The sequence below is a fragment of the Kosakonia sp. AG348 genome (genome assembly GCF_003337365.1).
Taxonomy (GTDB): domain Bacteria; phylum Pseudomonadota; class Gammaproteobacteria; order Enterobacterales; family Enterobacteriaceae; genus Kosakonia.
In genome coordinates, this window is sequence record NZ_QPJR01000005.1 from 238,285 (window position 1) to 263,785 (window position 25,501).

Sequence of the window (25,501 nt, forward strand, 5' to 3'; positions counted from 1 at the left end):
GGTTCGCAGACACAAACATTACAGCGGCTGCGTTTGCGCCTCCACCACCGCCAGTGCAACCATATTGACGATACGCCGCACCGAGGCAATCGGTGTCAGCACATGGACCGGTTTCGCCACGCCCATCAGTACCGGCCCTACGGTCACCCCTTCCGAACTGGACACGCGCAGCAGGTTGTAGCTGATTCGCGCCGCTTCTACGTTTGGCATAATCAGGATATTCGCCGCCCCTTTCAGCGGGCTATCCGGCATACGTTCATGGCGGATACTCTCATCCAGCGCCGCGTCACCGTGCATTTCGCCATCAATCATTAACTCAGGCGCGCGTTCACGCACCAGCGCTAACGTATCGCGCATTTTCACCGCCGCAGGCGCGTTCGATGAACCAAACTGCGAATGCGAAAGCAGCGCCACGCGCGGTTCAATGCCGAAACGGCGTACCGTTTCCGCCGCCAGAATGGTGATCTCCGCCAGCTCTTCCGCGCTGGGATCCTCATTGACGTAAGTATCGGCGATAAAGGTGTTGCCGCTTGGCAACAATAAAGCGTTCATTGCGCCTGCGACATGGACATTCTCGCGGTAGCCGAAGATCGGCTGCAGCACACTGAAATGCTCGTGATAATCACCGATGGTGCCACAAATCAGCGCGTCCGCTTCGCCACGATGCACCATGATCGCGCCAATAATGGTGGTGTTACCGATCACCGCGCGCTGCGCCTGCTCCTGCGTCACGCCGCGACGTTTCATGATGTTGAAGTACTCCATCCAGTACTCTTTAAAGCGCGGATCGGACTCGTTATTGACGATTTCAAAATCCACATCCGGGCGGATTTGCAAACCGAGTTTCTGAATACGCATCTCAATGACGCTCGGACGGCCAATCAGAATCGGTTTTGCCAGCCCTAACGTCACCAGTTCCTGCGTGGCATGCAGTACGCGCGGCTCCTCACCTTCTGCCAGAACTACGCGTTTCGGTGCGTTACGCGCCTGCGAGAAGATCGGCTTCATAAACAGATTGGTTTTGTAGACAAATTCAGTGAGCTTATCGACATAAGCATCGAAATCAGCGATAGGTCGCGTCGCCACGCCGGAATCCATGGCGGCTTTTGCCACCGCAGGCGCGATTTTGACAATCAGGCGCGGATCAAACGGTTTCGGGATCAGGTAATCCGGGCCAAAGCTGAGATCCTGGTCGCCATAGGCTGAAGCCACCACTTCGCTCTGCTCAGCATGTGCCAGTTCCGCGATAGCGTTAACTGCCGCCAGCTTCATCTCTTCGTTAATTGCCGTTGCGCCGACATCCAGCGCGCCACGGAAAATAAATGGGAAGCAAAGAACGTTGTTTACCTGGTTGGGGTAATCAGAACGGCCGGTGCAGATAATGGCGTCCGGGCGCACCGCTTTTGCCAGATCCGGCAGAATTTCCGGTTCCGGGTTCGCCAGCGCGAGGATCAGCGGCTGGCGCGCCATACCTTTCACCATTTCCGGGGTCAGCACTTTCGGCCCGGAACAACCAAGGAAGATGTCCGAACCGGCAACCACATCCGCCAGCGTGCGTTTGCCGTCATCGTCAACGGCATAAGCGGCTTTGGTTTCCGCCATATTCGGTTCGCGGCCTTTGTAGATAACGCCTTTTGAGTCGCAGACCACAATGTTGTGCTTCTGCATGCCAAGCGCCACCAGCAGGTTCATACAGGCAATCGCTGCTGCGCCCGCGCCGGAAACCACCATGCGCACATCGGAGAGGTTCTTCTCGACCACGCGCAGGCCGTTGAGAATAGCGGCGGTGCTGATAATCGCCGTACCGTGCTGATCGTCGTGGAATACCGGAATATTCATGCGTTCGCGCAGCTTCGCTTCAATGTAGAAGCACTCCGGCGCTTTGATGTCTTCCAGGTTAATGCCGCCAAAGGTCGGTTCCAGCGCGGCCACAACATCAATCAGTTTGTCCGGATCGTGTTCATCCACTTCGATATCAAACACATCGATTCCGGCGAATTTTTTGAACAGTACGCCTTTGCCTTCCATCACGGGTTTACCGGCCAGTGCGCCGATATTGCCAAGGCCGAGTACCGCAGTACCGTTGGATACCACGGCGACCAGATTGCCGCGCGCGGTGTATTTGTAGGCTGCCAGCGGGTCTTTTTCGATCTCAAGACAAGGCGCGGCGACGCCAGGAGAGTAAGCCAGTGCCAGATCGCGCTGTGTTGCCAGCGGTTTTGTCGGGGAGACCTGAATCTTCCCCGGACGGGGGAATTCGTGAAAATCGAGGGCACTTTGTTTTAGTTGGTCGTCCATTTGAGGTTCCTTTCACGTTGTTTTCAGAGTGAAACGTGCGATGTCTATCCCAATGCGCCGCATAGTATGGCCTCTGTCGCCCGCATAAACTTTGAACATAGCCAAAATCTCGCCATGACATAAACAAAATTGTTATCAATTTATCGCAACTTTGTTACGTGCCGCAAAACGCAGGGCCCGGGCGCGTCTGCTATGCTTTTTTGTTATGCACCTCTCATCCTCACAAAAGTGCGACAGAAAGCACTCCAGTAATCCATTGCTTTTAAAGGAGTTATTTTTCATGAATCACTTAGACGGCCTCAAACAATTCACTACCGTGGTGGCCGACAGCGGCGACATCGAATCCATTCGCCACTATCAGCCGGAAGATGCCACCACCAACCCTTCCCTGCTGCTGAAGGCGGCCGGGCTGGCGCACTTCTCGCATCTGATTGACGATGCCATTGCCTACGGCAAAGCGCGTGGTAAAACCCAGGAGCAGCAAGTGGCTGAAGCCAGCGACAAACTGGCGGTCAATTTTGGTGCGGAAATTCTGAAAAGCATCCCGGGACGCGTCTCCACCGAGGTTGACGCCCGCCTCTCTTACGACAAAGAGAAGAGCATCGCCAAAGCGCGCCAACTGGTGGCACTGTACAAAGATCAGGGCATCGATAAGTCACGCATTTTGATCAAACTGGCGTCAACCTGGGAGGGGATCCGCGCGGCGGAAGAGCTGGAAAAAGAGGGGATCAACTGCAACCTGACGCTGCTGTTCTCGTTTGCCCAGGCGCGCGCCTGTGCCGAAGCGGGTGTGTTTTTAATTTCGCCTTTCGTTGGCCGTATTTACGACTGGTATAACGATCGCAAACCGCTCGACCCGTATGTGGTGGATGAAGATCCCGGCGTGAAGTCGGTGCGCAATATCTACGACTACTACAAACAACATCGCTATGAAACCATCGTGATGGGCGCAAGCTTCCGCCGCACCGAGCAGATCCTCGCGCTGGCGGGCTGTGACCGCCTGACTATCTCTCCGGCGCTGCTGAAAGAGCTACAGGCACAGGAAGGCATTGTTGAGCGCAAACTGGTGCCATCGCGCCAAACCTTCCATCGCCCGGAACCGTTAACAGAAGCTGAATTCCGTTGGGAGCATAACCAGGATCCGATGGCCGTCGATAAACTGGCCGACGGGATCCGTCAGTTCGCCGTTGATCAGCGCAGCCTTGAAGATCTGCTCGCCGCTAAACTTTAACCTTTGCCATGGAGTGAATTATGTCCCGTAGAGAGCTTGCAAACGCCGTTCGCGCCCTGAGTATGGACGCGGTGCAAAAAGCCAATTCTGGCCACCCTGGCGCCCCGATGGGGATGGCGGATATTGCCGAAGTGCTGTGGAATGATTTTCTGCGCCACAACCCGGCGGACCCTACCTGGTACGATCGCGACCGCTTTATCCTCTCTAACGGTCATGCCTCAATGCTGCTGTACAGCCTGCTGCACCTCAGTGGTTATGACCTGCCGCTTGAAGAGCTGAAAAACTTCCGCCAGCTCCACTCCAAAACCCCGGGCCACCCGGAGATCGGCTATACGCCGGGCGTGGAAACCACCACCGGCCCGCTCGGGCAGGGGCTGGCGAACGCCGTCGGGCTGGCGATTGCCGAACGTACGCTGGCTGCGCAATTCAACCGACCGGGGCATGACATTGTTGACCACTACACCTATGTGTTTATGGGCGATGGCTGCCTGATGGAAGGCATTTCCCATGAAGTCTGTTCGCTGGCGGGCACGCTCGGGCTCGGCAAACTGATCGGCTTTTACGATCACAACGGCATCTCCATTGATGGCGAGACCGAGGGCTGGTTTACCGATGACACCGCCAAACGCTTCGAAGCCTATAACTGGCATGTGATTGGCGATATCGACGGGCATTCACCCGAGGCGGTGAAAAAAGCTATCGAAGAAGCACAAAGCGTGAAAGATAAGCCGTCACTGATTATCTGCCGCACGGTGATTGGTTTTGGCTCGCCGAACAAAGCCGGGAAAGAGGAGTCGCACGGCGCGGCGCTTGGTGAAGAAGAAGTGGCGCTCACCCGGCAAAAACTCGGCTGGAAATACCCGGCTTTTGAAATCCCGAAAGAGATTTACCAGGCGTGGGATGCCCGCGAACGCGGGGCGAAACATCAGCATGACTGGAATGAGAAACTGGCGGCCTGGGCTAAAGAGTACCCGGATCTGGCAGCTGAATTTAAACGCCGTATGAGCGGTGAACTGCCGGAAAGCTGGGAAAAAACCACCACCGACTGGATCAATAAGCTGCAGGCCAACCCGGCGAAAATCGCCACACGTAAAGCCTCGCAGAACACGCTCAACAGCTATGGGCCAATCCTGCCGGAACTGCTTGGCGGTTCCGCCGACCTCGCGCCCAGCAACCTCACCATCTGGTCCGGCTCCACCTCGCTGAAAGAGGACCCCGCCGGGAATTACATTCACTACGGCGTGCGCGAGTTTGGTATGACGGCCATTGCCAACGGCATCGCGCACCACGGTGGTTTTGTGCCTTATACCGCCACCTTTTTGATGTTCGTTGAATATGCCCGCAACGCGGCGCGTATGGCAGCGTTGATGAAAGCCCGGCAGATCATGGTTTACACCCACGATTCGATTGGCTTAGGGGAAGACGGCCCAACGCACCAGGCGGTTGAACAACTCGCCAGCCTGCGTTTAACGCCGAACTTCAGCACCTGGCGTCCGTGCGACCAGGTAGAAGCGGCGGTCGGCTGGAAGCTGGCGATCGAGCGACATCATGGCCCGACGGCGTTGATCCTCTCGCGCCAGAACCTCACGCAAATGGAGCGAACCCCGGAGCAGGTGCAGGCCATCAGCCGTGGCGGTTATATCCTGAAAGATTGCGACGGCACGCCGGATGTGATCCTGATTGCTACCGGCTCGGAGATGGAGATCACCGTCAACGCGGCGGAGCAACTGACTAACGAAGGCCACAAAGTGCGCGTGGTATCGCTGCCGTCGACCGATATTTTCGACGCGCAGGATGAAGCCTGGCGTGAATCTGTACTGCCATCGGATGTGAGTGCGCGCGTGGCGGTTGAAGCCGGGATCGCCGATTACTGGTACAAATATGTCGGCCTGAAAGGGGCGATTGTCGGTATGACCGGTTACGGTGAATCAGCACCTGCCGAGAAACTTTTCCCCTACTTCGGCTTCACGGTCGAAAACGTGGTGGCAAAAGCCAAAGCGGTACTGAAAAAATAAGCGTGAGCGCGCCAGCATAAATGGCTGGCGCGCCTTTTTTATTTCACCACCAGCAACGGCTCGCTCTCCTGCGGCGTCACGATATCTTCCTGCTTTTCATCCCACAGCGCTTTTTTCACCAGCACATTGCCGTTGTGCTGCGTATCGCGTTTCACCAGCGTTGCGGCGTCATCGTCTTCCTGAACATTGATGTTGATGGGAAATGAAGGCAGCGCTTTCGTCCATTGCCCTTGCTGGATATCAAAGACATAAACCACTCGCCAGGCGCTGGTCCACCATTGCGGGAAAACAACGACCCGATCGCGCCCGCTATCATCGAGCTGCGACAGCGTTTCCACCCCACCACCAATGCACTGCGGCACTACCGCGGGTTGTACAGCCGGGTTGCTGCTCCAGAGCTTACATTCACAGTCACCCTCTTCATCGCAACTGCCACCGGTTTTGGGATCGCGCGCGTTCACCCACACGACATCTTTGCTGTTGCCGTCAAACTTGCCTTTGGTCAACAGCCCCTGCACCGACGCCTCTTTTTGATTCAGGCGGGTGAGCAAATCGGTTTCGCCGCTAATGCGCCAGCCCGCAGACTGTTTGCTGAAGGTAAGCTGCGCCGGGTAGTTTTTTACCTGTTTTTCATCGAGCCCGGCTTGTTTAACAAACTCGACCTGAACCTGGCCCGCCTCATCTTCGGCGATATCAAGCGTGGTGATAATGCGCTGCGCATAGTGTGGTGAGTGAGAGGTGAACGCTTGCTGGCGGCGCAGGACCTCGTCGCGCTCAAGATGCTGGCCAAACCATTCGACCTGGGCCGCATAGAGATCGCTGCCGGTTGCCCGGGCATTGCCATTCAGATGGCTATTCCAGACGTCAACAAGCTGGGTGATGCTCTGTTTATCCGCTGAGGTCAGTTCAGCCTGTGCAGGCAGAACGGCAAAAAAGAGCACGCAGGCCGCAAGCCATTGTGGGTAAAAGCGTTTCATTATTCCCTTCCCGATAAAAATATCCGCAAGGGATTATGTCAGCGAAGGGTTAGCGCGTCACCCACAGCGTTGGCCACGCATCGGGGCCGTGCCAGCTATCGCAGGAGGGCTCCTGCGCGTAACGCACCAGGCGAAAGCGCTGGCCGTCAAAACGCCAGCGGCTCGACACGCCGCAATCCGCCAGGCTGCGGCCTTTGGAGAGCGTGGTGAGTTCGCGGGTTTTCTCATCAAATGCCGCATTCATCAGCTCCATTTCATCGTTACCGTTATCCGGCGTGAAAGGCAGCATCAGGCGCACCAGCCGCGCGGCAAACGGTTTTTCCCGTGATACCAGCCAAGCGCGTTCAACCATGTTATACGCACCCGCTTCACAGTCGATCAACAGCAACGCTTTATCATCGGTTAGCGCGCTCACACGCACCTGACGGCGCATCGGATCCAGCGAACACTGGCTGTTGTTCATTCGCCAGGTGCCGTAATCCAGCAAATCGTTCAGTTCCTGGTGCGTCAGCGGAGCTGGCGCAACGTTGGCCGTGGCTACCTTTTTCAACGCGGGTGCGGGCGGGACGCTTAACGACGGGCTATCGCCCTTTTTAATCCATGCCGTTTCGCTGCCGACACGTTTTTGCAGCGCATCAATAAACAGCAGCGCCGCTTTCAGCCCGACCAGAGAAATCTCGCCCTTGCTGCCTCGCAGGGTAAGCGCCTGGCCTTCCTGAATGTTTTTTAGAAACGAAGTGATGGCATCGGCATTATCCGTCACCAGATGCCACGGCGTGATTTGCCAGCGCTCGCCAGCCAGCACCAGCGGCTGGCCGTCAAACAGTAAGCGCCCGGCAATCGGCGGTTCTTTGGTAACAGGCGCGTCGATGCCGCCATAGTCGATACGCAGCGTCGCATCGGCACGCGCGCCGGCGCTGCGCTCCAGCGTCATTACCAGCCCCTGATGCTCACCAATATTGCGTGCCACGCAAAAGTTCTGGTTATTACAGGTGACCTGCCAGTCGGAAAAGGTTTGTTGCGCGGGCGCAGCGCACAGCCACGGTGCGGCCAGAAGGCCGAAGAGCAAAGTCAAAACGCTGCGGTAACGCATGGCTGGCACAACCCCGGAAGAATAGACGCAGAACCTGCGTATATTCTATTTCCCGGTAGGCTTGCTCAATCGGATTTGTCGGATAGCTTCATCTGAAACCGAAGCTAATAACCTTATAAATTTCAGTCCATTAGGCCAGATGTTTGCAAATATTGCAGCAAAATCACCGCTTTGCCATCACGGATCTCACCGTTGGCGACCATCGTTAAGGCCTGCCGGAAGGGCAACTCCAGCACTTCGATATCTTCATCTTCCACTCCCCCGCCGTTATTAGCGCGCTGCGCATCGTTATATTCCGCAATGAAGAAGTGGACAATTTCCGTTACCCCGCCCGGTGACATATACAACTCAAAGACTTTGCGCACTTCGCCAACTTCGTACCCCGTCTCCTCAATCGCTTCCTTACGAATGCACACTTCCGGCTCATCGTCATCCAGTAACCCGGCGCAGGCTTCAATCAGGCGACCGTCCACGTTGCCATTTACCCAGGTGGCAATCCGGAACTGGCGGATCAGCACCACACTCTGCTTTTCGCGGTTATACAGCAGGATAGTGGCGCCATTGCCGCGGTCATAAACTTCACGTTTATGACGCACCACTTCACCGTCCTGACGGGTCAAATCGTAGGTGATATTGCGCAGGACAAAATAATTTTCAGAGAGGATTTTATCTTTGATAACTTCAATTTTCAGCGACATACAGGCTCCAGAGCGCTAACAACTTTGCGTAATACTACGCTGCGAAGTATAACGCCGTGAAGCCTGTTTTATGGCAAACGCCTTAATGCTGCCCTGGTGCTTTGACGCCCAACCAGTCCATCATGCCCTGCGCGGCGTGGCGCCCTTCCGCCATCGCGGTCACCACCAGATCGGCACCGCGTACCGCATCGCCCCCGGCAAAAATTTTCGGATTACTGGTCTGGTAGCGATACTGGCTTTCGACACTGGCGGCAATGCGCCCCCAGTCATCAACGCGCACACCGTGGCGCTCCAGCCACGGCATCGAATGCGGGTTGAAACCAAACGCCATGATCACCGCATCGGCAGGCATAACAAACTCACTGCCTTCAATCGGCACCGGACGGCGGCGGCCTTTGGCATCCGGCTCGCCGAGCTGTGTGCGCAGCAAGCGAATGCCGCAAACTTTGCCGCTCTTATCCAGCTCAAGATTGACCGGCTGGACGTTGAACTCAAACTCCGCCCCTTCATCCCGCGCATTTTTCACCTCTTTCTTCGAGCCGGGCATGTTGGCTTCGTCGCGACGGTAGGCGCAGGTCACTTTGCTCGCGCCATGGCGCAGTGCAGTACGGACACAGTCCATTGCCGTATCGCCGCCGCCAAGCACCACGACATTACACCCCCTGGTGTTGATAAACGGCTCGTCGGCGCTGTCCGGCAGCCCCATTAACTGGCGGGTGTTGGCAATCAGGAACGGCAGCGCATCATAAACGCCCGGAGCGTCCTCATTTGGCAACCCGGCTTTCATGGAACGGTAGGTGCCAACCCCCACAAACACCGCGTCGTAATCGCTGAGCAGCGTATCCAGCGCGATGTCTTTACCAATTTCGCAATTGAGTTCAAAGCGAATACCCATCGCGCTGAAAATTTCACGACGCCGCGCCAGCAGCGATTTATCCAGTTTAAAAGCGGGAATGCCAAAGGTAAGCAAGCCGCCGATTTCCGGGTGGCGATCGAACACCGTGGCGCTCACGCCATGACGAGCAAGCACATCCGCACAGGCGAGGCCCGCCGGACCAGCACCGATAATCGCGATGCGCTTATCCACCGCCGCAACCTGCTGTACATCGGGTTTCCAGCCCTGCGCCAGCGCCTGATCGGAGATATAGCGCTCAATATTGCCGATCGTGACCGCGCCATACTCATCGCGTACCGTACATGCCCCTTCGCACAGCCGGTCTTGCGGGCAGACGCGACCGGTGATCTCCGGTAAGCAGTTGGTTTGATGCGAAAGTTCGACCGCAGCCGCAATATCGCCCTCTTTTACCCGCTCGATCCACTGCGGAATATGGTTATGCAGCGGGCAGGTCCATTCGCAAATGCTGTGGTCGCCGCACTTCAGGCAGCGCTCCGCTTCACGACTGGCCTGATCGGCGCGAAACGGCAGATAGATTTCATCAAAACCGCTTTTACGCGCCGCCAGTGGCAATTTATCTGGCTCACCGCGCGGCGGCGTTTTACGCATCTGCCGCACTTTGCGGTCATTAAAGGCGGGAGTCAGCGCCGCAACACTGTGCCACGGCTGCGCCTCATGGCTGGCAGTTCGCAGACGACGTGATTTCGCAAGCCCCGCCAGCGCGTCACTGTTCACCAGTTGCAGTGCATCGGCCGGGCAGTTCTGCGCACAGGCCGGCCCTTCCGCCCTGCCCTGGCAGAGATCGCATTTGTGCGCGGTGGCTTTTACCAGCCCGTCACCAGTTGGCGTGACAAGCACTTGCATGGTGCCAAACGGGCAAGCCACCACGCAGGATTTACAGCCAATGCATTTTTGCTGATTGACCTGAATCGCCTCATCAACGCGGCTGATTGCGCCATTCGGACAACTGCGGGCACAGGGCGCAGCTTCACAGTGGTGGCAGGTCACCGCGCTGCGGTGCTGCTGATGTTTAATCACGGTGATCCGTGGGTGAAAATGGTCGGCGCTTAACACATGTTGCTCATTATTGTGCGCCATCACACACGCGACTTCGCAGGCACGACATCCTATACATTGCTGGCTATTCGCCATAATAAAACGATTCATGGCACCCTTCTTTTCTGGTTTAATAAACCTTATTTTTTATATGAGCATTGTATTTACCGGGGCAGCACGACACAGGCAATGTTCAATTGCCCAGAAAGGTTATCTATTTGTCACGAGCTTGTAGCAGATCAATTTATTTCAGGATTCCTGAAAAATTATTTCATTCGATGGACGTTCAGGCCGATGTTTCCTGTACGTAACATCAGGATTGGGAAGCGCTGCAGTGATAGTCAAAAAACCTGTTTCAGGAAGCCTGGCCAGAGCCTTTTTCTCTCTTGTTTTGCTGTCGCTGCTCTCCACCGGGGTGGCGCTCGTCACGCTTGCCAGCAGCCTTGATGACGCGCAAGCCATTAATATTGCCGGGTCACTGCGCATGCAGAGTTACCGTCTTGGTTACGAACTGCAAAAACAGACCGCCGAGCTACAACCCCACCGCCAGATTTACCAGCAGACGCTGAACTCGCCCGTATTACAAACCCTGAACCACTGGTACGTTCCGCAGGAAGTGCAGCAACGTTATGGGCAATTGCACGAAAACTGGCGCCAGATGGAAAAACATCTGATTCAGGGCGACCAGCAGTGGTACGAGCAAAATATCCAGGCTTATGTCGGGCAAATTGATTTGTTCGTGCTGGCGCTCCAGCACTATGCCGAACGCAAGATGATGCTGGTGGTTGCTATTTCGCTGCTGGGCGCAGCAGGGATTTTCACGCTGGTGTTTTTTACGCTGCGCCGTATTCGCCAGCGGGTCGTCAAACCGCTTAATAACCTGGTCGCCACCTGCCAGCGTATCCAGCAGGGGCAATTTTCCTTGCTGCCACTCGATAACAAACTGGATAACGAACTGGGGTTACTGGCTTCAACGTTCGACAGTATGTCCGGACAACTGTTTAAACTCTACCGCTCGCTGGAAACGTCGGTGGCGGAAAAAACCCGCGATCTGCATGAAGCTAACAGCCGCCTGGAGGTAATGTACCAGTGCTCACAGGCGCTCAATACCAGCCAGATAGACGCCCTCTGCCTGCACCACGTGTTGCAGATCGTCTACGATCATCAGGCCGCCTGCTTCCTGGAACTGGTTGTCGATGACAACTGGCGGATCCAGCAAGGGGAGCTTAACCCCGCACTGCCGGTGAACAGCTTGCCGGTAAATATGCAGGAGAACGTACTGGGCGAGCTGCGCTGGCAAAGCCACCAGCAGCCGCTCTCTGCGCCGCTGATGTGCAATATCGCCACCATTCTTGGACGCGGGCTCTATATCAACCAGGCGCAGAAACATTACCAGCAATTAATGCTGATGGAAGAACGCGCCACCATCGCCCGCGAGCTGCACGATTCACTGGCGCAGATGCTCTCCTATTTGCGTATCCAACTGGCGCTGCTTAAACGCTCGGTGCCGGACGATAACGCCCCGGCACATCTGATTATCGACGACTTTTCGCGCGGTCTGAACAACGCCTGGCAGCAGTTACGTGAGCTGCTCACCACGTTCCGCCTCTCTTTACAGCAAAGCTCGCTACCCGCCGCGCTGCGTGAAGCGCTGGATGTCTTGCAAAGCCAGACCAGCGCGAAGCTGAATCTGGATTGCCGTTTACCCACCCAGGCGCTGGATGCGCAACAGCAAATGAACGTCTTACAAATTGTGCGCGAAGCGGTCATCAACGCGATTAAACACGCGCAGGCCAGCGAAATCACCGTCAGTTGTGTGACCGATCCTGACGGGCTGCACTCGGTCTACATTCGTGATAACGGCATCGGTATGAACAGTACGCAGGAGCCCGCCGGGCATTACGGGTTGACGATCATGCGCGAGCGCGCTGAGCGCCTTGGCGGCGTGCTGGAAATCGTCTCACCGCCGAGCAGCGGCACGCAAGTGCAGTTTCGTTTTCCGTTACCGGCCAGCGCGGAGCGTCAATAAGTGTAAAGAATTTAAAGTAAATTGATTTTGTACAGGAGGAAATTTCGCTTAAGTTTCGTTATGCATAGTTATGCCTTAATCGGGCATGATAATTTACATTTTCTCCTTTTTTTCTCCACGATTGGTTTCTGCATTGCCGCTACATTGATGCAAGCAATGTCACTATAACGATGCGCAGCAATATGAGGTTTTATTTCTGATGGCGAATTTTTTTATTGATCGCCCCATTTTCGCGTGGGTGCTGGCGATCCTGATCTGTCTTACGGGGACACTTGCCATTATTTCTTTACCCGTCGAACAATATCCCGATTTAGCCCCGCCTAACGTCCGCATTACCGCTAACTACCCTGGCGCATCGGCGCAAACCCTGGAAAATACCGTTACTCAGGTTATCGAGCAGAATATGACCGGCCTCGATAATTTAATGTATATGTCCTCGCAAAGCAGCGCCACCGGGCAGGCGACGGTCACCCTCAATTTCAGCGCCGGTACCGATCCTGATGAGGCCGTACAGCAGGTACAAAACCAGCTGCAATCGGCGATGCGTAAACTTCCGCAAGCCGTGCAAAACCAGGGCGTCACGGTGCGTAAAACTGGTGATACCAACATCTTAACCATCGCGTTTGTCTCCACCGACGGGTCGATGGATAAGCAAGATATCGCCGACTATGTGGCGAGTAATATTCAGGATCCGATTAGCCGCGTAAACGGCGTTGGCGATATTGATGCCTACGGTTCGCAATATTCAATGCGTATCTGGCTCGATCCTGCGAAGCTCAACAGTTACCAGCTCACCGCCTCGGACGTCACCAGCGCCATTTCGTCGCAGAACGCGCAAATTGCCGTCGGGCAACTTGGCGGAACGCCTTCTGTTGATCGCCAGGCATTAAACGCCACTATCAACGCGCAGTCGCTTTTACAAACGCCGGAGCAGTTTCGCAATATTACGCTGCGCGTGAATCAGGACGGCTCGGAAGTGCGTCTTGGTGACGTGGCGACGGTGGAACTGGGCGCAGAGAAATATGACTACCTGAGCCGTTTTAACGGTAACCCCGCTTCCGGGCTGGGGGTGAAACTGGCCTCCGGCGCTAACGAAATGGCAACGGCAGAGCGGGTGATTAACCGCTTAAACGAACTGGCCCCCTTTTTCCCGCACGGTCTGGAATATAAAGTCGCTTACGAAACCACCTCATTTGTTAAAGCCTCGATTATCGATGTGGTGAAAACCCTGCTCGAAGCTATCGCGCTGGTGTTTCTGGTGATGTACCTGTTCCTGCAAAATTTCCGCGCCACGCTGATCCCCACTATCGCCGTGCCGGTCGTGCTGCTTGGCACATTCGCCGTGCTCTATGCATTTGGCTACAGCATCAACACCCTGACCATGTTCGCCATGGTGCTCGCCATCGGTCTGCTGGTGGATGATGCGATTGTGGTGGTGGAAAACGTCGAACGCATCATGACCGAAGAAGGGCTGTCGCCCAGGGAAGCGACACGCAAATCGATGGGGCAAATCCAGGGCGCGCTGGTGGGGATTGCGATGGTGCTGTCGGCGGTATTTGTACCGATGGCGTTCTTTGGCGGCACCACCGGCGCGATTTATCGCCAGTTTTCCATCACCATTGTTTCGGCGATGGTGCTTTCTGTGCTGGTGGCGATGATCCTCACACCGGCGTTATGCGCCACGCTGCTCAAGCCGCTGCATAAAGGGGAACTGCACGGGCAGAAAGGCTTTTTCGGCGCCTTTAACCGCATTTTCAACCGTAATGCCGATCGTTATGAAACCGCCGTCGGTAAAATCCTGCACCGCAGCCTGCGCTGGATTTTGCTCTATATGTTGCTGATTGGCGGCATGGTACTGCTGTTCCTGCGTCTGCCAACGTCGTTTCTGCCGCTGGAAGACCGGGGCATGTTTACCACATCCGTGCAGTTGCCGAGCGGGGCTACGCAACAGCAGACGCTGAAAGTGGTGCAGAAAGTCGAAGACTATTTCTTCACCCACGAGAAAGCGAATGTTGAATCGGTGTTTGCTACCGTCGGCTCTGGCCCCGGTGGTAACGGGCAGAACGTGGCGCGTTTGTTTATTCGCCTGAAAGACTGGGAAGCCCGCGACCCGAACAGCGGTAGCGCGTTTGCCATTATCGAACGTGCCACCAAAGCGTTTAGCCGTATTAGTGAAGCCCGCGTTTTCGCCAGCAGCCCGCCCGCTATCAGTGGTATGGGGAGTTCGGCCGGTTTTGATATGGAGCTGCAGGATCACGCCGGTGCAGGCCACGACGCGCTGATGGCAGCCCGCGATCGTCTGATTGAGATGGCGGCGAAAGATCCGGCGCTGACCCGCGTTCGCCACAACGGTCTTGATGACAGCGCACAGTTGCAAATCGATATCGATCAGCGCAAAGCGCAGGCGCTCGGCGTGTCGATTGATGATATTAACAACACGCTGAAAACCGCCTGGGGCTCCAGCTACGTGAATGACTTTATGGATCGCGGCCGCGTGAAAAAGGTCTACGTACAGGCTGCGGCCAAATACCGCATGCTGCCGGACGATATCAACCTGTGGTATGTGCGAAATAGCAGCGGTGGAATGGTGCCGTTCTCCGCGTTTGCCACTTCGCGCTGGGAAACCGGTTCGCCGCGCCTGGAGCGCTACAACGGTTATGCCGCAGTCGAGATTGTCGGCGAATCCGCACCCGGCGTCAGCACCGGTACGGCGATGGATGTGATGGAGAAACTGGTTAGCCAGTTGCCTACCGGTTTTGGCCTCGAATGGACCGCGATGTCTTACCAGGAGCGTCTCTCCGGCGCGCAGGCACCAGCGTTATATGCGGTTTCCCTGTTGGTCGTGTTCCTGTGCCTCGCGGCGCTGTATGAGAGCTGGTCTGTGCCGTTCTCGGTGATGCTGGTGGTGCCGCTTGGCGTGATTGGCGCGTTGCTGGCAACCTGGATGCGCGGGCTGGAGAACGATGTCTACTTCCAGGTCGGGCTGCTGACGGTCATAGGCCTGTCGGCGAAAAACGCGATACTCATCGTCGAATTTGCCAACGATATGAATGCGAAAGGCGAAGATCTGCTGGTCTCCACGCTGCATGCTTGCCGTCAGCGTTTGCGGCCGATCCTCATGACCTCGCTGGCGTTCGTTTTCGGTGTGCTGCCAATGGCAACCAGCACCGGCGCGGGCTCCGGCAGCCAGCATGCGGTGGGTACCGGTGTGATGGGCGGGATGATTTCCGCCACCGTGCTGGCAATTTTCTTCGTGCCGCTGTTCTTCGTGCTGGTGCGCCGCCGTTTCCCGCTGAAAGCGCGCACGCAGTAATTTCTGCATAACAAAAAGGCGACCTGCTGGTCGCCTTTTTCATGTGTCGGTGCACATTGTTATTTATTAAGCCGTCACTGCTTAATCGTTGATCAGGAAATTATTTACGAAGCATGCCTTCGATAAAGTCTTTCCAGTTCCCCAGTTCATGTTCAATCATAACTACCTCTCTTATTATTTTGGCAATTCTACTCAAACCCGTAACAACATTGAAGAGACGTTAATCAATTGCTTCAATCGCTATTAGCGGGGTACTTTTAATGCTTGCGATAACTATGAGCCGATGTCATGTCATTTACTGTGAATAACGGCAATATTCCATAAAAACTTTAGGGCCAAATGAAATGACGATCACATTGTTCGATAAATCAGCAATTGAAGAGGTGGACTGGCTGGCGTTAACGGCGCTTATTGCCGCAGGCGGACTTAATCAGCGCGACCCGCTACAGGTCGAGCAAGCGTGGCGCAACAGCACCTTCTGCTGGTTCGGCTACCATAACGGGGAGCTGGTCGCCACGGCGCGTGCTATCAGCGATCTGACATGGGCCAGCTATGTTGCGGATATTGTGGTCGCGCCAGAAATGCAGGGCCGCGGTTATGGAAAACAGCTAATGTCTGACATTGTCAGAACATTATTACCGTTCGGTAAAACCTTTATTTATTCCGTACCTGAAAAGACCGGATTTTATCAACAATATGGTTTCCGTTTTTTAACCACTGGCATGGTATGCGCAACACCTGAAAGTTTATTCAAACTGGAACAGAGTGGTTATATCCGCTGAAATTTGCTTATCAGACTAATCACAGGCAAATTAAAACCCGTTATTCTAATTTCTTGTACAAATAACCAAAAATGAGACAAAAGGATTCACCATGATTACCATGTACGGTATCAAAATACATTGAACATTAGACAAAATTTTCATGTTTTCATCGAAGATGAAGTATTTTAACTATCAATAACAAGTAGTTATATGGACAAACACAAACAAAAAAGAGGCCATAGAGCCTCTTTTTTGTTACAACTTAGGATATCGAGAGGATTCGGACAACACTGATCTACACAAACTCTTCCTTTGCTCCCTGCCGCTATATCAGTTCTCAATGCTGCCAGTACTGGCAATCATCTCTTTTTTTACGCGAAACACTGTAGCCCTGCCGCAGTCGCATAACTTCGCGATCTCATCCGGGGTGTTCTTCCCTGCCTTGAGCATTTCTATGATTTTACTGTGTAGCTCCCTGTTCTTTTGCTTACCCTTGTACTTCTTAGCCTCTTTAGCAAGAGCGATCCCCTCATTGCGACGTGATGCGATCATGCCTCTTTCGAACTCTGCTACCGCTCCCATCATGGTTAAAATCAGTCGGGATTGTGGGGAGTTATCAAAGCTCATAGAGTTTGCCAGGAACTGGACAGTGATCCCGCGATCTACGAGGTTATCAATCATTTCCAGTAAGTCGCGGGTATTACGTGCGAGGCGATCAATTGAATGGGTAACGAGGGTGTCCCCTTCGCGGAGGTGTGAAAGCAGGTTCAGCAATTCGGGTCTTTCGCTGGTGGACTTGCCAGACTCTTTCTCCGTAACAATTTTATTACAAATAGGCTCCAGTACTGCCAACTGCCGTTCAAGGTTCTGATCCTTTGTTGAGACTCTCGCATAACCAAAAATCATTTCCCTGCCCTCGTTACCGATTAGTATCATTTGAATTAATATAATGATACAGTATCATTTAAATGCTTTCAATGTATAAATGATACTAAACGAGATGCAAAAGAGGAGTATCACAAGGGAGTACCCAAAAGAGATTTTTGATCGTGCGTTTTTTAGTCGATATCGGATTAGTGAAAAGTTCAGTACTGAGATCTGAGTACACGGCATTTTGTCGGCAGGGTTGAAGCTGATCATGTGAACGAGATTTTAAATCAGGCGGAAAAAATCTGACTGTACTTTTATCTCAGTAAACGATCCCTTTAACTTTTTTGTCAAAAAATGGATGAGCTGGACTTCGATTATTTTATGATTTAAAGACAGGTAACTTAGCGGCAATTTCATTTCTGTATATGGAAGGCCGTTTTCACGGCCTAAAGAGAATGCTACAACTCACACATCCGGTTCCGTCAAGGTAGCCTTGCCATCATCAATCACATTTTAGAAAAATCATGCTGGCGTACATTTATACTGATTTCTAACCACTACTGGTTGCCCTTGAAACTTAATGCGTTGATAATGGTACATTGTTGCTTGATTTACTATTACTATTAAATTCGCATTATCACGAAAAATTCCATTTTTCACTTTTTTTAAAGTATTTTGTATAAAATTTTTATTTTTATAGTACTCAAGCACTACATGATCATCACTACTATATGATCTGAGTACTGTATCTGTTTTGACTGTTTGCATCACAATATTCGCTTGAATATTAGGGTACTTACTGACACCATCCTCAGTAAAATTATAAACAGGAGTATTTTCATAACAAAATAAATCGGCTCGAACTACACTAGAGAATGACAGTCCAACTAAAATCACCGTATATATTAATACATTCATTATCATACCTCCGATTTTAATACAGCTTATATCACCTAATACAAAAAATCATTACAACTACTTACAGTAATGATTAATTATAAATTCGGGCAATGAATAACCATTGCCCTTATTATGAACTGTTCGCTAAAGGTTATCCTCTTTAAACAACTGTTCTAAGTTCAATGTTATATTCTTTTTATTCAATTCTTTTTCAATACATTCCCAACGCTTACGTTTAGCATCTTTAAGATTTGCTACGGCATTCTTTGCGTCAGCATCACTCATACTACCGATATTTGATTTAAGCTGATAATCAAGATCATCATATTTTTGATGTTCTGATTTACATACGCCAGAAATCGCTTTAGTTACAAGTTTGCTATCTTTATGCGGATCATATGTTTTGTATGCGGCAAAAGTTGAAGTACTGAATAACAACCCTAAAATTAGTAACTTTTTCATTTTATATAGCCTCTTAGTTATATATTTTTCAAACCAAAATAACAATACAATCTGATACAGAAAATATCATGTTATGGATAACACGCATTATAATCACCTCCATTTTCCTGAACACATTGTAACTTCTCAGGAAAATATGCCTCTTGAATTACTGGTTTGGCATTAGGACGAGAAAGGTGATTAGTTTGATTAATTAGTGAAAAAACACATTCTCTGAAAATGTTTTCCAGTTCAGTTTTCTTCTTAGAGTAATCGGCATTAACGATATCCCTTCTATACATTTCCTGTTTTAGCATAGACTTAGGAAATTCACTGAATGGTCGCCAATCCTGAGAGTCTTTCCATGCTGTATATGGAGCTAATTGATTTTTCAATTCCTGACGGCAATTAGATTTATCTATTGCCAAATCATACAATTTAAGACTTACCCCATAATCTAAATAGTCCATTTCCGCCACATCTCTTTCTACTGAATTATTTGAGTAAGATGCTATTTCATCAAGTATCTTTTTAGTCAATTCAGTATTTTCTTTTAGATCTTTACTGATTAACTCTTGTGCTCGCTCCTTTCTAGCAGCATCGGAAAATATAGCTACATACTTAGCCATCTTATCCTGTTCAGCTTTATCTGCTGCCGCTAACGCATCTTGAGCCGCCTTTTCAGCCTTTTTAACATTTTGCTCATCTACAAATTTGTCATAATCGGCAACGTTAGTAATGTTATTTTCACGAGCAATAGAAAACTCTTTACCGTCTTTAAATCCAAGTTTTTGTGCTCTGGATTCATCACTTGATGATCGGGCAGCACTTGCCACGAAAGCAAGTACAATGATCAGTACTGGTACTGTATAATTGTTAACGAATTTATAGGTCAGGAACTTAAATTTCAGGGTTCTAAATGCCAGCACCGCCCAGCCTATCGCAGTAATACATGCCAGTAGTTGACACAATCCAGCGACTGTAAGCATCACTACCGACCAGATCCCCGTACCGATTGCGAAAAGATCACCAAATTTCTCCATTGACGCAAGGAATAAAAACACTCCCCAAATGCCATAAATTCCTATTTTTAAATATTTACTCACCGCAATTATCCTTTAAGAATTTTCCAAGTCGATGGTTCGTTCCATTTGTATTATCGGCAATAATTCGTTTGCCTTTAGGAAGCTCCCTTAAAAAGGAATTCCCCCAAAGTCCATAGATTATCAGTTGTACCACTCTCACCGTTTTGTCCCTCCTGTTAGCTTCTTTCAGGCCAAAAGTACGGACTTGAGGCCATCCGTGTTCAGGTACTCAAGAGTAACACGCATGTCCAAAAATGATCGATATTAACGATCAATACTATTGATATTGATCGTCGTAAACTATCAATAACTATTAATTAGATACAAATCAATAGGTAAAATCGATCTAGCGGATTTTTCATCCATGAAAGGAGTTATGTATATGATTTCAATACGGAGAGTATTGACGATACCATCACGCAAACGCTCTTAAAGCGTCGCTACGCCGTTTTGCGGGGTTTTGTACATTCTAGGTATTTCAGTAATGAACATCGCATTCAGGGGCTTCCTGTGCGTTTTGTCCGAAACACCATCATGAAGGGGGGGGCATCGGATCGGGGTCGCTTCGCTCTGGTAAGTACTGACAGGGCTTTTCCAGCAACTGAAACAGCAGATACCCCACAAAGTACAAAAGGAATGATTTGTAGAATAAGTAATGAAATAACAGTTAGTTATGTACTTACTGACAGAACAAAAAAACGCGATTAGGTTCGCTCTGCCAGTGACCGAAGGAAACGCAGCAGTAGAACCGAATCCAGCGAACAGTACACGCAAAGCGTGTGCTGTTTAATCATTTTATTTGTATAAACAATGAGATAGCCATCAAGTACTCACTGCGTGAGCACTCTCACTAACTACCAGAAACAGTTCGCTTGCTTCGCTGCTCCTGCTTTCAGGCAGTTAATTCGCTTTCGCTCGTTTTTATGTCCGAAATTTATTACCTAAAGATATTATAAGGCTTTATTTTTCGGACATTTATCCGTTTTTATGATGGTGTTCTGGACTTCAATTTCTGCTTGTTTTTTGTACTTCATTTTCGTATTTGTCCCACATAGCCTTTATTTCTTCACTACTGAGACCTGCGTTGGTAGTACTGGCAAGAAACGCCCTGAAAGCTTCTAACTCAAGCCCCGGATTGCTGCCTTTCCAGCGGCGGAAACGCTTTGCTTTGGTATCATCGAGAGTGAAACGCTTTTCCTTGTTCATTGAGCCTTGCGGCCTGCCTCTCTGCCCTCGTTCGTCATCATCAATACCGAGATCTATGTACTCAATATTGTCTGTAAGAGATTTGGCCTGCCATTCATCAAAAACATAAACGGTCTGCGTTTCAGTACTGTCAAAATCCCTCGAAATTCCTCGTAGTACGAACTGATGTAGACTTTCGTACTCCCTCGCAACGTGTATCGCTTCGCCGTCAATCTCAAAGAACATTTCACACTGTTTAGCCTCTGTTTCGGAAGGACGCATACAAGCCAGCCAGACGCACGTCATAAGGTGCTGATACTTATTGAATCCTCTGGCATCCGGGCTTATCTCTGTGCCGTTCTTGAGGCTCTGAGAGTCGCTTTTGTTCTTCGTCCAGTAGAAGTCTTGCCCGTCAAGTCTGGCATCGAGGAAGTCGTATATTTTTTGTACTTTATCAGGATTGTTAGTTTTCCAGGTCCTTGATAGTTTGAGTTTTTTAGAGAAGTAATAAACCTTTAACCTGTCTTTGAGTTCTGTTTCTCGTGTCCGTAATCCTTCAAGTTCAGTGCTTTCAAATAATTCTTTGTTTCCCTTGTAGATCAATGAGTTTTCAAAGTTCGCACCAAGAAAAGTAATTGGCAATTCCTTGTACTTATTAAGATCTTTCCATGCCGTAATATTAAGCTGTACTTTTTCCGTATCGGTAAAGTACTCATTATTCATTATAAAAAGATCATTTTCATTCAATACTGAAAGTTGATTTAAAATATTCTTTACTACATCTCCCTGTACTTCTGGATTTCTTTCAGCCGCAATGTACATATTCCTATCATCCAATGATTGTACTTTGTGAATTAAATCGTTGCGTATTACACTTTTTATATCAACACTACTTTCATTTATATTCTGAAAAGAGTGAAAATTAGTCACATCGTCAATGTAAATATCCCAATTGGATAACAACTCAAGAGGGATTTTAAAAAATGTTTTGTCAGTGATTATTAAATTTGATTTACATGGCGTAGTAAGAAAATCGATAACAGCATTGATAACATTTTCATCTTTTGATACTGACTCTGTGATAATATACGTACAATCGGAAATTTGACTTGCTGTTTGCTTTATAAGCTCTTGTGTATTCTGTACTAAAATATGTTTTCCAGTACTGTTGTTAATTATATTACATATAGCCGTTGTTTTACCCGAACCACAAGGTGCGGATACATACTTTAACCTGGAGTAAATAGGTTCAGGATTAGTCATTAGTACACTCTCCATAATGATTAATTTAGAAAGGTCGATTCATTCCAGTGATTCGGCCTTTCGTCGTTTTTAGTTATTAATATTTAGGAATTCCAACTGGAGCAACATTAAACGACAATATCTTTATTCAATCCATTCAATAAAATTTTCATTGAGATGATAATCAAAACCATCAGGTTCACGCCCAACCATCATAGTCATATATGTTCTTATATCCTCTATTGATTGGTCATTCCTTGCCTGTACCGTCCAAATGTCACCATTACTCTCAACTCTAAAGATCAATCGATTATTTTCACTGAAAGAATAGATTCGCCATCCATTTTTTTGCGAAATTTCACCTACCGCATTAATAGTACCATTCTTCTTATTGAGTAAGAGCACATGCTTAATATGATCATCATTATAGTATTGAACATCTGCGATTATGAATTTTTTTTTAGACTCGGACAATATATCTATACGCTTTATAACCTTCTTCAATTCGACTTCTAAACGTGCTCTTTCTTCGATATTTTTAACATCATGAACATCATCCGAAAATTCAACATGGGTTATACTAGCACTTTCTAATTTTGTCGAAAGAGATTCTTTCAGTGCTTTTAATTTATCTTCTGCTTGAGATTGTTCATCAAGCATCGCAAAAGGAATCAACTGCCCTTGCTTTTTTCGTTTAGCAATACCCTGAACGTACTCATCAATATTTTTCTCTAATTCGACTATTTCAGACTTAATTTTATCAATTTCGTTAAATGTCCTTTCTGTATTATTCAGTACCGCCGCAATATCGATATCTTTGATATGTTTTAGCATGGCCTTTTCAAAAGGCATATAAGGTAACATTGACGCAAAGCAACCGTTATTCTCTCGTGAGTTTGAACATTTTAAATACGTGTATTTCCCTGTTGTGCTCATACTCAAAGCAGAACCACAATACGAGCATTTCACTACATAACTAAAAAGAGTTTTCTTTAAATCGTTGCGTATACGCCCACTATAATTATGTCCCTCTAAACGTCTTTGTACTTCTCTAAACTCATCGTCTGAGACTACTGCTGGATATATTTTTAATATGTCACTTGTAACCTTAATAGTATCATCGTCAAAGTTTCTATCAGTGATGTTTGTAATGTAGTCACCCTTACAGCGTACATTTCTAAGAACACGACAAATTTTCGTACCTGTCCAAAGCTTTCCGTTAATTAATCTCCCTGAATCATTCATCATCTTTGAAATATTAAAGCTGCGGATACCAGATAGATATAGTTCGAAAATATCACGAATGATCTTTGAGTTATCATTAAGTTCATATTTTTTATTAACAATACTAATCCACGGCGGGCAGTTTTTGATCATATACTGCCCTTCTTCCTTTGCCATCCTTCGGCGTTTGTCCCACCCTTTACGAATACGGTAACTTTTTAACCGGGACTCTTCATAAGCACGCTCAGCGATCATTGTCGCAAAGGTAAGGCTATTCGAGTGCCTGCGGCTAATAATTAGCCGCTTATCGACATCATGGAGTTCTATTTGCTTCTTATCGAGATGTGAAATGTATTCGACACATCTAAAGGGATTTTCACGCGAAAAACGATCAAGCGATTCAACAATGAGCACTGAACCCGGTTGAATCAGACCTTCTTTTACTTGTTTAAAAAACTTACCTAACCCAGCATTTTCCTGTAAGTGTTCGGCCTTGAACGCACTTCGCCCCTCATCCCTGATCACCTCATACTGTGGATCAAAATCCTGTGCTGCGGCATTATCCTTAAAATAATTGATTAGCATAGATTCCTGGCGATCCAAACCATCGCCCTGTATCTGCTGATCCGAACTAACCCTTACATACAGGTAGCATTTTTTCATGTCTGATAACGCCCAAAAAAGTTTGTATAAGCTCTATGGTATCAAAAACTGCGACACCATCAAAAAAGCGCGCCGCTGGCTCGAAGCGCAGCGGGTGGAATACCGTTTCCACGATTACCGCGCAGACGGTATTCATGCAGATTTACTGCGTACATTTGTTGATGAACTCGGCTGGGAAGCGCTGTTAAACACCCGTGGCACCACCTGGCGTAAGCTGGATGAAGCCCAGCGCGCAACCATCACCAGTGATGATGCCGCCATCGCGTTGATGCTTGAAATGCCTGCAATTATCAAACGCCCATTGCTCTGCGCGCCGGGTAAGCCTATGCTGCTGGGTTTCAATGAATCCAGTTATGAGAAGTTTATCAACGAGGTGTAGTTTATGTCGTGCCCGGTTATTGAGCTGACACAGCAGCTTATTCGTCGCCCTTCTCTGAGCCCCAATGACGCAGGATGCCAGGCGCTGATGATTGAACGTCTGCGCGCTATCGGTTTTACCATTGAGCCGATGGATTTTGGCGACACGCAAAACTTCTGGGCATGGCGCGGGCAAGGCGAAACGCTGGCCTTCGCTGGCCATACGGATGTGGTACCGGCTGGCGATGCGGACCGCTGGATCAATCCGCCTTTTGAACCGACCATCCGTGACGGCATGCTGTTTGGCCGCGGCGCGGCAGACATGAAAGGTTCGCTGGCGGCGATGGTCGTCGCCGCCGAGCGTTTTGTCGCGCAGCATCCGCAGCATAAAGGCCGTCTGGCGTTTCTCATCACCTCTGACGAAGAGGCCAGCGCCACCAACGGCACTGTCAAAGTGGTCGACGCACTGATGGCGCGTAACGAACGCCTGGATTACTGCCTGGTCGGCGAGCCTTCCAGTACGGAAGTGGTGGGCGATGTGGTAAAAAATGGTCGCCGTGGTTCAATGACCTGCAATCTGACGATTCACGGTGTTCAGGGTCACGTTGCCTATCCGCACCTGGCGGATAACCCGGTGCACCGCGCCGCGCCAATGCTCAATGAGCTGGTGGCGATCCAGTGGGATTACGGCAACGAATACTTCCCGCCGACCAGCATGCAGATTGCCAATATCAAAGCCGGAACCGGTAGCAACAACGTTATCCCGGGTGATCTGTTTGTGCAGTTCAACTTCCGCTTTAGTACCGAGCTGACCGACGAAATGATCAAAGCTCATGTGCAGGCGCTGCTGGATAAACATCAGTTGCGTTACAGCGTGGAGTGGTGGGTTTCCGGGCAGCCTTTCCTGACAGGGCGCGGCAAGCTGGTGGATGCGGTGGTCAATGCTATTGAGCACTATAATGAGATCAAACCGCAGTTGTTAACCACCGGCGGCACGTCAGATGGCCGTTTTATCGCGCGTATGGGCGCGCAAGTGGTTGAGCTCGGGCCGGTGAATGCCACCATTCACAAGATCAACGAATGTGTGAACGCGGCGGATTTGCAACTGCTTGCCCGTATGTATCAACGCATTATGGAACAACTCATCGCCTGATGGCCTGGAGGA

At 50.1% G+C, this 25,501-nt stretch carries 19 protein-coding genes; 7 read left to right on the top strand and 12 right to left on the bottom strand.

Annotated elements, in window-relative coordinates; translation table 11 throughout:
* Nucleotides 1-18: 18 nt before the first annotated feature.
* Nucleotides 19-2,298 (bottom strand): NADP-dependent oxaloacetate-decarboxylating malate dehydrogenase, encoded by a 2,280-nt coding sequence (gene maeB, locus DFO56_RS14540; protein WP_045510298.1) that lies wholly within the window; start codon nt 2,296-2,298, stop codon nt 19-21.
* Nucleotides 2,299-2,578: 280 nt separating this feature from the next.
* Here maeB and tal point away from each other — a divergent pair, with 280 nt between their 5' ends.
* Together tal and tkt are read left to right on the top strand one after the other, a co-directional pair.
* Nucleotides 2,579-3,529, top strand: a complete 951-nt coding sequence (gene tal / locus DFO56_RS14545; protein WP_045510301.1) for a transaldolase — start codon at nt 2,579-2,581, stop codon at nt 3,527-3,529.
* A 20-nt stretch (nt 3,530-3,549) separates the two neighbouring features.
* The gene (gene tkt / locus DFO56_RS14550; RefSeq protein ID WP_045510304.1) at nt 3,550-5,544 is read left to right on the top strand and encodes a transketolase; all 1,995 of its coding nucleotides are present in this window, start codon (nt 3,550-3,552) and stop codon (nt 5,542-5,544) included.
* 38 nt (nt 5,545-5,582) lie between these two features.
* On the opposite strand, the gene DFO56_RS14555 is transcribed toward tkt, so the two are convergent.
* The 4 genes from DFO56_RS14555 to aegA form a co-directional block, all read right to left on the bottom strand.
* On the bottom strand, nt 5,583-6,521 hold the full coding sequence (locus tag DFO56_RS14555; protein ID WP_045510307.1) for a hypothetical protein: 939 nt from the start codon (nt 6,519-6,521) through the stop codon (nt 5,583-5,585).
* 49 nt (nt 6,522-6,570) lie between these two features.
* The gene (locus DFO56_RS14560) at nt 6,571-7,614 is read right to left on the bottom strand and encodes a DUF1176 domain-containing protein (RefSeq protein WP_020454666.1); all 1,044 of its coding nucleotides are present in this window, start codon (nt 7,612-7,614) and stop codon (nt 6,571-6,573) included.
* Between the two features lie 122 nt (nt 7,615-7,736).
* Nucleotides 7,737-8,312 carry a GDP-mannose pyrophosphatase NudK gene (gene nudK / locus DFO56_RS14565; RefSeq protein ID WP_045510309.1) on the bottom strand — a complete coding sequence of 192 codons (576 nt, stop codon included), beginning with the start codon at nt 8,310-8,312 and terminating at the stop codon, nt 7,737-7,739.
* A gap of 82 nt (nt 8,313-8,394) precedes the next feature.
* A complete protein-coding gene (gene aegA, locus DFO56_RS14570) occupies nt 8,395-10,374 on the bottom strand; it encodes a formate-dependent uric acid utilization protein AegA (RefSeq protein ID WP_045510312.1) in 1,980 nt (659 codons plus the stop codon).
* Between the two features lie 223 nt (nt 10,375-10,597).
* Here aegA and narQ point away from each other — a divergent pair, with 223 nt between their 5' ends.
* A complete protein-coding gene (gene narQ / locus DFO56_RS14575) occupies nt 10,598-12,292 on the top strand; it encodes a nitrate/nitrite two-component system sensor histidine kinase NarQ (RefSeq protein WP_045510315.1) in 1,695 nt (564 codons plus the stop codon).
* Between the two features lie 199 nt (nt 12,293-12,491).
* Entirely contained in the window at nt 12,492-15,605 is a 3,114-nt protein-coding gene (gene acrD / locus DFO56_RS14580; RefSeq protein WP_045510318.1) for a multidrug efflux RND transporter permease AcrD, read from the top strand.
* Between the two features lie 100 nt (nt 15,606-15,705).
* On the opposite strand, the gene ypfM is transcribed toward acrD, so the two are convergent.
* The gene (ypfM, locus tag DFO56_RS14585; protein WP_100181659.1) at nt 15,706-15,765 is read right to left on the bottom strand and encodes a protein YpfM; all 60 of its coding nucleotides are present in this window, start codon (nt 15,763-15,765) and stop codon (nt 15,706-15,708) included.
* A 184-nt stretch (nt 15,766-15,949) separates the two neighbouring features.
* Here ypfM and DFO56_RS14590 point away from each other — a divergent pair, with 184 nt between their 5' ends.
* Entirely contained in the window at nt 15,950-16,387 is a 438-nt protein-coding gene (locus tag DFO56_RS14590) for a GNAT family N-acetyltransferase (protein WP_045510320.1), read from the top strand.
* A gap of 312 nt (nt 16,388-16,699) precedes the next feature.
* Here DFO56_RS14590 and DFO56_RS14595 read toward each other — a convergent pair whose 3' ends face one another.
* From DFO56_RS14595 to DFO56_RS14620, 6 genes are all read right to left on the bottom strand, one after another.
* Nucleotides 16,700-17,275, bottom strand: coding sequence for a recombinase family protein (locus tag DFO56_RS14595; RefSeq protein ID WP_024558697.1), 576 nt, complete (start codon nt 17,273-17,275; stop codon nt 16,700-16,702).
* Nucleotides 17,276-17,761: 486 nt separating this feature from the next.
* Entirely contained in the window at nt 17,762-18,157 is a 396-nt protein-coding gene (locus tag DFO56_RS24620) for a hypothetical protein (protein WP_147271678.1), read from the bottom strand.
* A 126-nt stretch (nt 18,158-18,283) separates the two neighbouring features.
* The gene (locus tag DFO56_RS14600; RefSeq protein ID WP_024558698.1) at nt 18,284-18,601 is read right to left on the bottom strand and encodes a hypothetical protein; all 318 of its coding nucleotides are present in this window, start codon (nt 18,599-18,601) and stop codon (nt 18,284-18,286) included.
* 71 nt (nt 18,602-18,672) lie between these two features.
* Nucleotides 18,673-19,686, bottom strand: a complete 1,014-nt coding sequence (locus DFO56_RS14605) for a hypothetical protein (protein ID WP_045510324.1) — start codon at nt 19,684-19,686, stop codon at nt 18,673-18,675.
* Nucleotides 19,687-20,670: 984 nt separating this feature from the next.
* Entirely contained in the window at nt 20,671-22,113 is a 1,443-nt protein-coding gene (locus tag DFO56_RS14615) for a hypothetical protein (protein WP_024558700.1), read from the bottom strand.
* A gap of 123 nt (nt 22,114-22,236) precedes the next feature.
* Nucleotides 22,237-23,979 (bottom strand): recombinase family protein, encoded by a 1,743-nt coding sequence (locus DFO56_RS14620; RefSeq protein ID WP_072051640.1) that lies wholly within the window; start codon nt 23,977-23,979, stop codon nt 22,237-22,239.
* A 22-nt stretch (nt 23,980-24,001) separates the two neighbouring features.
* On the opposite strand from DFO56_RS14620, the gene DFO56_RS14625 reads away from it, so the two are divergent.
* Together DFO56_RS14625 and dapE are read left to right on the top strand one after the other, a co-directional pair.
* Nucleotides 24,002-24,358 (top strand): ArsC family reductase, encoded by a 357-nt coding sequence (locus DFO56_RS14625; RefSeq protein WP_114413886.1) that lies wholly within the window; start codon nt 24,002-24,004, stop codon nt 24,356-24,358.
* Nucleotides 24,359-24,361: 3 nt separating this feature from the next.
* Nucleotides 24,362-25,489 (top strand): succinyl-diaminopimelate desuccinylase, encoded by a 1,128-nt coding sequence (dapE, locus tag DFO56_RS14630; RefSeq protein ID WP_045510332.1) that lies wholly within the window; start codon nt 24,362-24,364, stop codon nt 25,487-25,489.
* The last annotated feature ends 12 nt before the right edge of the window (nt 25,490-25,501 follow it).